Consider the following 12079-nt stretch of genomic DNA (forward strand, 5'->3'; position numbering starts at 1 on the left):
ACTAACCTACCAGCCGCTCCAGCCGATCTTCCCTCTGAAACCCTCCGTCCTGTTGTTCGACATCGATGGTGTCATCCGGGATGTCGCTGGCAGCTACCGACGGGCGCTACAGGAAACCGTTCAGCATTACTGCGGCTGGAGACCGACTCCAAGCGACATCGACGCCCTCAAGTCTGAAGGACTTTGGAACAACGACTGGGATGCCAGCCTCGAGCTGCTGCGGCGTCGAGGAGCCACGTTGCCAGCACGCAACGACCTCGTTGATGTGTTCAGCAGCCACTACTTCGGCGGCGACCCCGAAGGTGATCCCGCCAGCTGGATGGGTTTCATCGGCGATGAGCCGTTGCTGGTGGACCAGACTTTCTTCGAGGAACTGACCCGGCACCACATCCGCTGGGGCTTCGTCAGCGGAGCTGAACCCACTTCCGCCCGCTATGTGCTGCAGCAGCGGCTTGGCCTGAGTGATCCCCCTCTGATCGCAATGGGCGATGCACCGGACAAGCCCGATCCCTCCGGCCTGATTCGCTTGGCCGAGCGGCTGACAGCCGGCGAGGCCCCCCGCTGGATCGCCTACATCGGAGACACCGTGGCCGATGTGCAGACGGTGCTCAATGCCCGTGAACGGCGGCCAGAGCTTCCCTGGCGCAGCCTTGCTGTGGCCCCACCACACATCACTGATGTGTCGGCGTATCACCGGCAGCTGCAGGAGGCCGGAGCCGATTGCATTGTGGGCGCAACCCGGGAGCTGATCCCCGTGCTTCTGGACGGACTTACGCCATGACGAACGCAGCCGCTCAACGCAACAGGGAATTGATTCCACTGCTGTTACCGATCCTGGTGGGCCTTGTTGCCCTGGCCTCGATCGAATTCAGCGGCGTGATGGGTTGGCTGCTTGTGCAACCCACCGTTATCGTGCTTGGCGGACTGATCCTCCTCAGTGGGGTGGTGCTGCTGCTGTCCCGCAGCGTGGCCAACCAGGCGGACAGAGTAGCCGAGCTGATCGGACAGCCCTACGGAACCCTGGTGCTGACGGCGGCGGTGATGACGATCGAACTGGCCCTGGTCGCCAGCACGATGCTCACCGGCGAAAGCAACCCGACCCTGGCCCGTGATTCGATGTTCTCCGTGGTGATGATCGCCCTCACCGGGGTCACGGGTCTCTGCAACGTTCTGGCAGCGGTTCGCCGCGGCACCCTCTGCGCCGACGGAAAAATCGACACCAGCATGATGGTGGGCCCCAACCTGCTGGGTGCCCTCACCTACTTCGATCTGATCAGCACGATGTGCGTGCTGGCCCTCGTGATTCCCAACTTCAGCCGCAGCACCACGGAAGCGAACTTCAGCACGTCGGTGAACGTGGTGTTATCGGTGGTGGCCCTGGGGGTCTACGCCGTGTTCCTCACCGCCCAGATGGGGCGTTACAGAAACCTCTACACCGAACGCGAAAGCCTCGTGATCCAAGACGATGCCAGCGACGAGGCCGAGGAGCAGGGTCTGCCGTTGTGGAAGGCAGCCACGCTTCTTGTGGTGGGCCTGCTGGTGGTGTGCCTGATCGCCGAATCGATGGGCCAGCTGATTGAAACCGGCATCACCGACCTTGGACTCCCCAGCTCCCTGGCCGGTGTTCTGGTGGCGATGCTGATCCTGGCGCCGGAAGCGCTCAACGCCGTTCAGGCCGCTTCGCAGGGAGAGGTGCAGCGCTCGATCAACACCCTCTACGGATCCGTGGTGGCCACCGTGAGCCTCACGGTGCCTGCAGTGCTGGTGCTGGGAGTGATCACCAACACCGACGTGATCCTGGGACTGGAACCCTTCGAAATGGTGTTGCTGGCCCTCACCCTGATCCTCAGCTACCCCCACGCCCGCCTTACCGGCATCGAGGGGTTGATGAAGCTTGTGATCTTTCTGTTCTGGATCCTGCTGCAGGTGGCTTAAAGCCGCTCCATGGCTTCAACACTCTTCAGGGCACCAGCTGTCATCACCTCACAACCTCCATCGGTCACAGCCACATCGTCCTCGATGCGAATGCCGATGCCTTTCCAGCGGTCATCGATCATCGGCTGCCCCTCGGGCACGGCCAGGCGATCACTCACATAAAGGCCAGGCTCAACGGTGAGAACCATCCCCTCGCTGAGATTGGCGGGTTTTTCGCCAAGCCGATAGGCCCCGACATCGTGAACATCCAGTCCCAGCCAGTGGCCGGTTCGGTGCATGTAGAGATGGCGATAATCGCCTCGTTCGATCACGCCGTCGGCATCGCCACAGAGCAGACCCAGGTCGATGAGACCCTCCACCAGAGCCGTCAGTGCCGTGAGGTGGACCTCCTCGGCCGTTCCACCTGGATGTACCGCATCGATCGCCGCCAACTGGGCTGACAGCACAAGGCTGTACAGATCACGCTGCTCGGCGCTGAAGCGGCCGTTGATCGGAAACGTACGGGTGATGTCGCCGTTGTAGTAGTCCGAAACGGAGCAGCCGGCATCGATCAACAACAGATCGCCATCGCGCAGCTCGGCGGAATTGGCCGTGTAATGAAGAACGCAGGCATTGTCTCCGCCGGCAACGATCGATCCATAGGCCGGACCGCGGGCGCCGCTGCTGCGGAAGTGGGCTTCGATCGCGGACTGAATCTGGGATTCATTCATCCCCGGTCTGGTCATCGAGCGGGCCAGTTCATGGGCCTCGGCCGAAAGGCGACAGGCCTCCCGCATGCGATCAAGCTCGTGAGGTTCCTTGCACAACCTCAGGCGATGCAGGATCGGACAGGGAGCCACCAGACCGAGGGCCGCACTCCCGGATCGGGAGGCCCGATCCAGTTGACGTCCCCAGGCCTGCAAGACCAGCGGCTCCACCTGCGGATGACGGCCGACACGGAATGCGATCGCTTCCGCACCCTCAAGGTGATCGGCCAGCCTTCCCTGAAGCTGATCCAGCGGATATGCGATGTCGGCCCCGAAGCGCTCCACCGCACCTTCGGTCCCCCACCGGAACCCGGTCCAGACCTCAGCAGCCGGATCCTTGGGATGCACGAACAGCACGAAACGCTCCCCTTCCGGAAGATGGGGGAGCAGTAAGGCCACCGCATCCGGTTCATCGAAGCCAGTGAGATAGAAGAAATCACTGTTCTGACGAAAGGGCCACTCACAATCAGCGTGATGGGTGGCCAAGGGAGCCGCGGGGATCACGGCAGCGGCTGAGCCCAGCTCCGCCATGAAACGTTCACGGCGGCGTTTGTAGAGAGCTGGGTCCATCACCGTCACGCTCGCATCAGTTGATCAGGATGGCAGCTCGAAGCTCCTGATTGCCTGACGTCGATAACATGAGCTTCACGGATATCAGCAATGGGCTCGGACCTGTTGGTGCTGCTGCTGCTGGTGGTCGTTGTGCTGCTGGGTTCAGCGCTGTGCTCGGGAGTGGAGGCCGCCATGCTGACGGTCAATCCGATCCGTGTGCATGAGTTGGCTGCCCGCCGTCAGCCGGTGGCAGGGGCACGACGTCTGGCTCAGCTGCGGCAGCGCCTGGGAAGAACCCTGTCCGTGCTGGTCATTGCGAACAACGGATTCAACATTTTCGGCAGCCTGATGCTCGGTGGCTATGCCGCCTGGGTCTTTGAGCAACGGGGCATTGGCGGTGTTGCCCTGCCGCTGTTCTCAATTGGACTCACCGTGCTGGTGATGCTGCTGGGCGAGATCCTTCCCAAAGCGCTGGGCAGCCGTCTGGCCCTGTCGGTATCCCTGGCGAGCGCCCCGTTCCTGCACTGGCTCGGCCTGCTGTTGAAGCCACTGGTTCTGCTGCTGGAGCGCCTCCTACCGGCCATCACCGCGGAGGCCGAACTTTCCACCAATGAGGATGAGATCCGCCTGCTGGCGAGACTCGGCTCCCAAAAAGGTCAGATTGAAGCCGACGAGGCCGCGATGATCGGCAAGGTTTTTCAACTGAATGACCTCACCGCACGCGACCTGATGACGCCAAGAGTGGCTGCACCGACCCTGGACGGAGCCCTCAGCCTGGAGGCTCAGCGTCAGCTGCTTCTGGACAACAACGCCGCCTGGTGGGTGGTGCTGGGGGATCAGGTGGACAAGGTGCTGGGGGTGGCCAGTCGCGAACGTCTGCTCACGGCATTGCTTGAGAACCGTGGACTGCTGACCCCTGCGGATCTCAGTGAATCGGTGGACTATGTCCCTGAAATGATTCGTGCTGATCGATTGCTGACAGGGTTTCGGCGGGACAGCAGCGGAGTCCGCGTGGTGGTGGATGAATTCGGAGGCTTCGTTGGTGTGATCGGTGCGGAATCCGTTCTCGCCGTGCTGGCGGGCTGGTGGCGCAAGCCGGCAGCATGAGAGCCATGCATCAGGTTTCGATCCCACCCCCAGCCAGCATCGATCGTTGCTGGCAGCTGCTGCAGCGTTGGCGCAGTGAATTGAAGCTCACGCGCCGCGAGCAAGGGGTACTGGCGGGATCCCTGGTCGTGCTGGACCGGCAGTTGGAACGCCTGAAGCAACGTCGTCTGCGCATTGCCGTCTTCGGCCGTGTTGGTGTTGGCAAATCCAGCCTGATCAATGCCTTGATCGGGACGGCTGTCATGGAAACGGATGTCGCCCACGGAAACACCAGGCGACAACAGGCTGTGAGCTGGCCGATCTCGATCCCTGGACTGACGCAGATCGAGCTGATCGACACCCCTGGCATCGACGAAATCCAGGCCGCTGCCCGCGCCCGGCTGGCCCGTCGCATCGCCATGGAAGCGGACCTGGTGCTGCTGGTGATCGACAGCGACCTGAGCCGCACCGACCAGGACGCCCTCGATGTGCTGCAGCAGGCCGGCAAGCCACTCCATCTGGTCCTCAACGGAAGCGACCGCTGGCAAGCTGATGAGATCGCAGAAGTGCTGAGCAGCATCCGCTCACGCCTGAGCTCTGAGATCCCGATCACGGCCGTCGCTGCAGCTCCGCGACGGCCCGTCATCGACGCCGAAGGCCGCGTCCGCAGCGAGCCGATTGCCGCCAGGATTGAGGACCTGCGTGTTCGTCTCCACGAAACGCTCGAAAGGGAGGGAGCTCTTCTGCTGGCGCTTCAGTCCCTGAGTCAGGCAGACCGGTTCCAGCATGGGCGTCAGCAGCTGCGTCTGCAGCAGCATCGGCGTCGAGCCCAGGGGCTGATCGGCCGATTTGCCGCAGCCAAGGCGACAGGTGTGGCCGCCAATCCGGTGATGGCTCTCGACCTTGCTGCGGGGATGGCCTGCGACACAGCTTTGGTCATGCAGTTGTGTCAGCTCTATGACCTGCCGTTGGCACCCTCATCCGCACGTCAGCTGATCCGCCGCCTTTCGCAGGACAACGCGCTCCTAGCTGGCATCCAACTGGGACTGACAGCCCTGAAACAGGCGCTGATCCTGATGGCGCCCATCAGTGGTGGTGTGACGCTTGCCCCTGCTGCGCCTGTCGCTGTGGCACAGGCAGCCCTGGCGGTGCACACAACCAAACGGACCGGTCAGCTGGTGGCCGAGGAGCTGATGCGGGGCCTGAATCGCTGCGGAGGGCAGCCAGGCGCCCTGCTGACGCGCCTGAGTCAGAGCGATCCGGTTGTCCGTTGCTGGATGGAGCGCTGGGGTGGACAGCGCCTGCAGACGCTGCAGCCCCTGCTTCCCTGAGCGGCATGGTCTCGACCCTCGCAATGCTCGGCACCAGCTCAGACCCCCCCACGCGGGGGCACCAATGCCTGTTGGAGGGATTGCTGACTCGCTTCGACAGGGTCGTCACCTGGGCCAGTGACAACCCGATGAAGTCCCACGGTGCCCCCCTTGAGCTGCGCGCGAACTTGCTGCAGGCCCTCGTCAGGCAGATCGCCAGTCCTCGCCTGGAACTGGTTCAGTCCCTCAGCAGTCCATGGGCAATCACCACGCTGCAACGGGCAGCCGAGCGCTGGCAGGACTGGGATCTGGTGTTCGTTGTCGGCAGTGATCTGGCTGCACAGGTCCCTCGCTGGAAGCAGGCAAGCTTGTTTCTGACCGCCTGTCATCTCGCCATCGCACCCAGGCAGGGCTGGCCCCTGTCCTCCACAACCATGGACGAGCTGCAACAGCTGGGCAGCAGTCTGGAGATTCTCGATCTGGAGGTTCCAGCCTCTGCCAGCTCCGAACTGCGTCGTGAACCGGTGCCGAGCCAGATCCCAGACCAGGTTTGGCCTTTACTGCTGGAACACCGGCTTTACGGCCTCAGACCCCATCACTGCTGATGCGTCTCGCCCTGGCCCAGCTCAATCCGCTCGTGGGTGATCTTTCGGGAAACACCCGGAGCATCCTCAAGGCGTGTGAACACGCCGAGGCTGGCAAGGCGGATCTGCTGCTCACCCCGGAACTGTCGCTCTGGGGGTATCCACCCCGCGATCTGCTGCTGCAGCCGGAACGCCTGCACCAGCAACAATCCGTCCTGGATCAGATCTGCAGAGAGCTGGATTCGCTGCATTCCGATCTGACCGTGCTCGTCGGTGCGGCCATCGCGATTGAGGACGATCGTCAACCGGGTCTTCACAACACGATCGTTCAAGTCACCCGAAGCGGATGGCAGCCCGTTGCCCACAAGCAACTGCTGCCCAACTACGACGTCTTTGACGAACGGCGTTACTTCAGACCGGGCGACGGAAGTTCCAGCCTGGTGCTGAGCAACGGCCTGCGACTCGGGCTCACCATCTGTGAAGACCTCTGGGTGGACACCGAGCTCCAGAGAGAACGACTCAGCGGGCCGGACCCGGTGGCCGCACTGATCGATGACGTGCCAGACCTGCTGATCAATCTGGCCGCCTCACCCTTTGATGCATCCAAGCCATCGCTGCGCCGACAACTGGCAGCGCGAGCCGCCCTGCGTCTGAACTGCCCGATCGTTTACCTGAATCAGGTGGGGGGAAACGACGAACTGATCTTTGACGGGGGCAGCTTTCTGCTTGATCACAAGGGTGATTGTCTGCTTCAGATGCCGTACTGCCAGGAGTGGTTTGAGATCTGGGACAGCAAGCCATCACATCAACCGGCGTTGTCCATGCCGCCTCCGGATACCAGAGACCTTCTGTTTCGGACCCTCGTGTTGGGCGTTCGGGACTACAGCTCCAAATGCGGTTTTCAGAAGGCTCTGCTCGGCCTCAGCGGAGGGATTGATTCAGCCCTTGTCGCCGTGATTGCAACAGCAGCGCTTGGGCCGGATGCCATCACAACACTGCTGATGCCATCGCCATGGAGCTCCAATGGATCCATCGAGGACGCAACTTCCCTGGCCAACCGCCTGGGCATCGCCAGCCAAACCGTGCCAATCGCTTCGTTGATGCAGAGCTTCGGAAGCTCTCTGGCACCGGCTCTGGACGGGGAACCACAGGGTGTCACGGCGGAAAACCTGCAATCGCGGATCCGCGGCACCCTGCTGATGGCCGTGGCGAATCAACAAGGACAGCTCCTCCTTACCACGGGAAATAAATCAGAACTGGCTGTTGGCTACTGCACGCTCTACGGCGACATGAATGGCGGACTGGCCGTGATCGGCGACCTCTACAAAACCACAGTCTTTGCCCTCTGCGACTGGCTGGACAGTGATGATTCCAGTTGCTGTCGCGCCGATTTCGGACTGCTGCACCAGGGTGAACTGGTTGGTGAAGCGATCCGAACCAAACCACCCAGCGCCGAACTGAGGCCTGACCAGAAGGACAGCGACTCTCTGCCGGACTATGGCGAGCTTGATGCATTGCTGCGTCTGCTGATCGAGGAACGGCGCACTGGTGAAGCACTGGTTGCTGCGGGCTTTGCACCGGAGCTGGTGGAACGGGTGGAAACGATGCTGCGACGGGCCGAGTTCAAGCGCCGCCAATCTCCACCGCTGCTGAAGGTGAGTCCACAGGCGTTCGGCACAGGATGGCGACTGCCGATTGCAGCAGCGTGATCTTTCTGGCGGCGATGGCGCCGTGGCGCCAGATTGAAGAGATCCCCCGATGAGGGTCACCGGCCCATGGCAGCGTCCGTTCTGACGGCCCCGATGGCCAGCATCGGAGTACCCAAGGAAGTCAAGGCCGACGAACAACGGGTGGCGCTGACTCCGGACGCTGTTCGTGAACTCGTCAGCCAGGGGTTGGAGGTGCGCATCGAAAGCCGGGCTGGTGATGGCGCTGGAATCGGTGATGAGGCCTTTGCAGCGGCCGGTGCTCAGGTGGTGTCCCGAGACGACGCCTGGGGCGCCCATCTGGTGGTGAAGGTGAAGGAACCACAGCAGGAGGAGCTGAGGTTCCTGAGAGACGACATGGTGCTGTTCACCTACCTGCACCTAGCGGCTTACCCGAGCGTGGGGGAAGCCCTGCTGAACGCAGGGACAACGGGAATCGCCTATGAAACGGTCCAGCTCGAGAGCGGCAGCTTGCCGTTGCTGGCCCCGATGAGTGAAATCGCAGGACGTCTGGCCGCCCAGGTCGGTGCCCACCTGCTCGAGCGACCCCACGGCGGGCGTGGCGTTCTCATGGGCGGTTGCACCGGGGTGCAACCGGCCAGGGTGGTGGTTCTCGGAGCGGGCACGGTCGGCTGGAATGCGGCCCGCCTCGCGGCGGCCATGGACGCAGAGGTGTTGCTGCTGGATCGATCACCCGAACGCCTGCGCAGCCTTGAGGCTGATCGCCGCGGCCGTCTGATGAGTGTGGTGAGCAGCCGTGGCCTGCTGGAACGCCTGGTTCCGTCCGCTGTTCTGGTGATCGGTGCCGTTCTGACGCCAGGGGGGCGAGCTCCCACCCTGGTTGACGAAACCCTGGTCGAGCAGATGCGACCGGGCTCGGTGATCGTGGATGTGGCCATTGACCAGGGCGGCTGCGTGGCCACGAGCCAGGAAACCACGCACACCTCCCCGACGGTTTCGGTGCACGGGGTGCAGCACTACGCCGTCGGCAACATGCCGGGCGCTGTGCCCTTCACCTCCACGGAAGCCCTGGTGAGCGTGACCCTGCCCTACATCATCGGCATCGCTGGACGGGGTTTGGAGGAGGCCGTGACGGACAAGCCGGAGCTTCTCTCCGGACTCAACACCGTGCAGGGGTGCGTTTGTCACCCCGGCGTCGCCAAAGCGCTGGGGCTACCACCCCGTCATCCCATGGCCTGCCTGCGCTGAAAAGGACGCACAAGAGATTCCGGTGCCAGCCCCTCCCGAAGCGCCAGGAGCAGCCCGGCAGCCTCAGAGTAGCTGCGTGCTCTCAAACCATCGGGCCCCAACGCCAGAGCATCGGATGTGACGGAGAGAACAGATGGATTGTCCACCGTGATCAGAGGCACCTGACGCTCCAGACAGGCCAGCACCGCTTCACCACCGAGGGCGCCCTGAGGGACAACGATGGCCCCAATCTGATCCGCCGTGAGATCGCCAGGACGGCAGGCACCAGTGCTGACAAGCCCTGGAGCCCGGCTTAGACCCACCAGAACGCAGGCGAGGAAGGTGTAGCCAAGCTCTTCTCCAGCAGCGCGGGGATCCAGCTGGGGATCCAGGGGCAGGGGCGCCAGGGCTGGCGCATGGGCACAGGGGATCTGCAGATGACGAACCAGCAGATGACTGATGACGGCTTCGGCTCCCGCCAGGGCGTCAACGCCACTGCCCTGGCGGTAAGCAGCAAGTTGCTCACTGTCGACGTCATCAGGGAAGCGAGCGACAACGGCAATCGCTGTTGCACCAGCCTGTTTGAGGGATTCACCAGCGCGCAAGAGAGCATCGGGTCGTCCCAGGCATCCCCAGCTGACACCGCTCTCTCCCCGCTCCAGCGACACCTCAAGCGGGGCATCCGATGTGATCACCGGGCCAATGTCCAAACCCAGGGAGGCCCGGCAGCCCTCGGCCACCTGGATCTGGCGCTGGGCCAGCTCCGCTTCGATTCCGGCATCAAGCAGCAGACCGATGCGTTGCCTCCTGACAGGGCGGAGATGCCAATCTCCGGAGGCGAAACGGTCGAGTCCAAAGCCTTCGACGTAGTGAATCCTGGGGTCAACCCAATACAGGGAGGCACCATTCATCACGTTGGGGTGGGTGATCAGACAACCACTGGCCGAGGCCAGGAGCCTGGCGCTGGGAATGGCATCGCCGGCGTAACCGCCAATCTCACAACCGATTCCCGTTGGCACGACCATCACGGTCGGCATCACAGCTGGACTCATTCAGTCGTCACCGCTTCCAGCTGCAGGATCCTCCGTCCGTTCTCATCCAGACTCACAGCTGTCAGTGCCCAGCGAAGCCACTGTTCCTGATCAGGCACCTGATGCTTGATCAAGGATCTCAGGCCTGAAACGGGAATGTTCTCCGGCCAATGCAGCTGCACTCGACGGCGCCGGAGGATCATTTTTGGTACTGGCCGAATTGCGCTTCATAGAGCGCGTCCTCCTGACCGGCCCTGAGCTTGAGATCAGCACGTGGGTAGGCAACGCAAAGCAGGGTGTAGCCCTGCTCCTGGAGATCAGATTTAACCCCCATGGCGTCGGGCTGTTCAACACTGCCCTCCGTGACGACAGCCGCACAGGTGGTGCAGACACCCGAGCAGCAGGAGCTGGGCAAGGTCACACCTGCGGCTTCAGCGGCGTTGAGCACCGTCTGATCCGAACGGCAGCTGAAGCTGTGCATCTCGCCATCCAACTCCGCATGGATCGTGTGGGTTGCCACTGCCGCTGCGGTTTCAGTCATCTCGGTCCCATCGCTGATCGGATGTATTTTCCCAGAGAGCCCGCCGTTCGATGTGAGCGACCTGATCATTCACATCGGTGCCGCGAAATGTGGATCGAGCAGTGTTCAGGCCATGCTGAGAAAAGCATGCCGAACATCAACTGAACCGACGATCAGCTTCATCCGGCTGAAGCCCACCGACCTGATCACACGATTGAATCGATCCGACAGGAACGCCCTGCAAACATGCAAATCAATCCTGAAGGAGCTTGCGAAGGCCGATATCGCAGTGGTGAGTCATGAATATCTCGAGAAAAACGACGTCGCCGTCTACAACATTTGCCGCATTGCCGAACAAGTGGGATATCAGTCGATTCTCATCATTGGTTACACCAGAAGACAGGACGACTGGCGACGTTCAAACTTCAACCAGTGGAATTTCAGAAACACCAAACAACTAAAACGAGCCGCTGAAGTCCTCCAAAGAGAAGGTTGGCAATGGCGATTGTTCAGTGCCTATGAGCGCTGGCTCATCACAGGACTGATCAGCAAGGAAGGACCTGATTGGAACGATCAGATCAAACAACTTCATTTAAACTGCGACTCGATACAGATTCCATGCTCCATCACTTCAAGTCCTCTTAGCAAGTCCAAAAAACCCGAATACCTTCTTCAGCACTTCAACCAAACCTGCAAACTTGGGCTCAGCGCGGCGTTCCTGAAGACCTGCAGATCATCAAAAAATATATCTTTTTCTGAATACATTACTGAAACGATTGCAGAATCAATTCTGCTTGGCGAAGATGATCAATTTCCAATCAGTCCTCATCAACAAAACGGTCTCCTGAAACGCATCAGCGCCCACTTACCAAGACGCACTCCCCAAACCAATCCAGACTTCACTACAACCCTCGAGGGACACTACTTAGCACTATTCAAGGCTTCGAACCAGGCATATTGTGATCAAATGAAGATCAATTTTGAGGAGTTTTTTTCTTCGGGAGACACATCTCTCACGGGAACCCATTCCGATTTCACCTCTTTGATCGATCAGGAAAACAAGAGGCGTCAGCAGCACACGATAGAGATCTTTGAATCAAGAGCGATCATTAAAGCTGTGGCAACGCGTGCCATCCTGCAAACACTTTGCGAGCAAAGCAACGATGCGTGCTAGCCATTGAGATGACACTTACGGATAACTTGCAAAAAACTCGCGAACCCAGGCTGAGCACGATTCAAGAACCAAGACAGCAAACGCCTGAAACAAACCATCCCGGCAGACATTGTTCAAAATCATAGTCGGGAGAATTCAATATCAAAAAGCCTGCATTGTCCAAATAATTTTGAGCCAATCTCAACGAGGACTCCAAGATGCAGGAAAAGCCTTTTAAGTATCAGACCGCATCATCCAGCCCCATGGA

General features: G+C 61.0%; 12 protein-coding genes. 8 read left to right on the forward strand and 4 right to left on the reverse strand.

Translation table 11 applies throughout. The annotated features are described in order from the left end of the window. Positions 1-25 precede the first annotated feature (25 nt). Positions 26-781, forward strand: a complete 756-nt coding sequence (locus tag KR100_RS12280) for a TIGR01548 family HAD-type hydrolase (protein ID WP_369793846.1) — start codon at positions 26-28, stop codon at positions 779-781. Then, the gene (locus tag KR100_RS12285; protein WP_051847537.1) at positions 778-1935 is read left to right on the forward strand and encodes a calcium:proton antiporter; all 1158 of its coding nucleotides are present in this window, start codon (positions 778-780) and stop codon (positions 1933-1935) included. Before KR100_RS12280 ends, KR100_RS12285 begins: the two co-directional genes overlap by 4 nt. Here the strand turns inward: KR100_RS12285 and KR100_RS12290 are convergent. Next, the gene (locus KR100_RS12290) at positions 1932-3251 is read right to left on the reverse strand and encodes an aminopeptidase P N-terminal domain-containing protein (protein ID WP_038546452.1); all 1320 of its coding nucleotides are present in this window, start codon (positions 3249-3251) and stop codon (positions 1932-1934) included. The genes KR100_RS12285 and KR100_RS12290 overlap by 4 nt on opposite strands. Before the next feature lie 90 nt (positions 3252-3341). On the opposite strand from KR100_RS12290, the gene KR100_RS12295 reads away from it, so the two are divergent. From KR100_RS12295 to ald, 5 genes are all read left to right on the forward strand, one after another. Further along, positions 3342-4340, forward strand: coding sequence for a CNNM domain-containing protein (locus KR100_RS12295; protein ID WP_038546456.1), 999 nt, complete (start codon positions 3342-3344; stop codon positions 4338-4340). A gap of 5 nt (positions 4341-4345) precedes the next feature. After that, a complete protein-coding gene (locus KR100_RS12300; RefSeq protein WP_038548824.1) occupies positions 4346-5650 on the forward strand; it encodes a GTP-binding protein in 1305 nt (434 codons plus the stop codon). Between the two features lie 5 nt (positions 5651-5655). After that, positions 5656-6234, forward strand: a complete 579-nt coding sequence (locus tag KR100_RS12305; RefSeq protein ID WP_038546460.1) for a nicotinate-nucleotide adenylyltransferase — start codon at positions 5656-5658, stop codon at positions 6232-6234. Continuing rightward, complete coding sequence (locus tag KR100_RS12310; RefSeq protein ID WP_038546463.1) at positions 6234-7922, forward strand: NAD+ synthase; 1689 nt, start codon at positions 6234-6236, stop codon at positions 7920-7922. Before KR100_RS12305 ends, KR100_RS12310 begins: the two co-directional genes overlap by 1 nt. 66 nt (positions 7923-7988) lie before the next feature. Continuing rightward, positions 7989-9128: an alanine dehydrogenase gene (gene ald / locus KR100_RS12315; protein WP_038546467.1), complete on the forward strand. Its 1140-nt coding sequence runs from the start codon at positions 7989-7991 to the stop codon at positions 9126-9128. On the opposite strand, the gene KR100_RS12320 is transcribed toward ald, so the two are convergent. The 3 genes from KR100_RS12320 to KR100_RS12330 are packed head-to-tail and all read right to left on the reverse strand — an operon-like array spanning position 9104 to position 10679. Beyond that, positions 9104-10159: a DUF3326 domain-containing protein gene (locus tag KR100_RS12320; RefSeq protein ID WP_038546488.1), complete on the reverse strand. Its 1056-nt coding sequence runs from the start codon at positions 10157-10159 to the stop codon at positions 9104-9106. The two genes, ald and KR100_RS12320, sit on opposite strands and share 25 nt — an antisense overlap. After that, positions 10156-10341 (reverse strand): hypothetical protein, encoded by a 186-nt coding sequence (locus tag KR100_RS12325; protein ID WP_038546507.1) that lies wholly within the window; start codon positions 10339-10341, stop codon positions 10156-10158. The genes KR100_RS12320 and KR100_RS12325 overlap by 4 nt, the downstream gene beginning before the upstream one ends. After that, positions 10338-10679 (reverse strand): 2Fe-2S iron-sulfur cluster-binding protein, encoded by a 342-nt coding sequence (locus KR100_RS12330; protein ID WP_038546530.1) that lies wholly within the window; start codon positions 10677-10679, stop codon positions 10338-10340. Before KR100_RS12330 ends, KR100_RS12325 begins: the two co-directional genes overlap by 4 nt. Positions 10680-10731: 52 nt before the next feature. Between KR100_RS12330 and KR100_RS12335 the strand changes: the two genes are divergently transcribed. Next, positions 10732-11832, forward strand: coding sequence for a hypothetical protein (locus tag KR100_RS12335; RefSeq protein ID WP_038546533.1), 1101 nt, complete (start codon positions 10732-10734; stop codon positions 11830-11832). Positions 11833-12079: the final 247 nt, after the last annotated feature.

The sequence above is a fragment of the Synechococcus sp. KORDI-100 genome (assembly GCF_000737535.1).
Lineage (GTDB): Bacteria > Cyanobacteriota > Cyanobacteriia > PCC-6307 > Cyanobiaceae > Parasynechococcus.

Coding starts and splice junctions, on each gene's coding strand:
- KR100_RS12285 (WP_051847537.1), top strand. CDS start 778: ATGACGAACGCAGCCGCTCAACGCAACAGGGAATTGATTCCACTGCTG.
- KR100_RS12290 (WP_038546452.1), bottom strand. CDS start 3,251: ATGGACCCAGCTCTCTACAAACGCCGCCGTGAACGTTTCATGGCGGAG.
- KR100_RS12295 (WP_038546456.1), top strand. CDS start 3,342: ATGGGCTCGGACCTGTTGGTGCTGCTGCTGCTGGTGGTCGTTGTGCTG.
- KR100_RS12300 (WP_038548824.1), top strand. CDS start 4,346: ATGCATCAGGTTTCGATCCCACCCCCAGCCAGCATCGATCGTTGCTGG.
- KR100_RS12305 (WP_038546460.1), top strand. CDS start 5,656: ATGGTCTCGACCCTCGCAATGCTCGGCACCAGCTCAGACCCCCCCACG.
- KR100_RS12310 (WP_038546463.1), top strand. CDS start 6,234: ATGCGTCTCGCCCTGGCCCAGCTCAATCCGCTCGTGGGTGATCTTTCG.
- ald (WP_038546467.1), top strand. CDS start 7,989: ATGGCAGCGTCCGTTCTGACGGCCCCGATGGCCAGCATCGGAGTACCC.
- KR100_RS12320 (WP_038546488.1), bottom strand. CDS start 10,159: ATGAGTCCAGCTGTGATGCCGACCGTGATGGTCGTGCCAACGGGAATC.
- KR100_RS12325 (WP_038546507.1), bottom strand. CDS start 10,341: ATGATCCTCCGGCGCCGTCGAGTGCAGCTGCATTGGCCGGAGAACATT.
- KR100_RS12330 (WP_038546530.1), bottom strand. CDS start 10,679: ATGACTGAAACCGCAGCGGCAGTGGCAACCCACACGATCCATGCGGAG.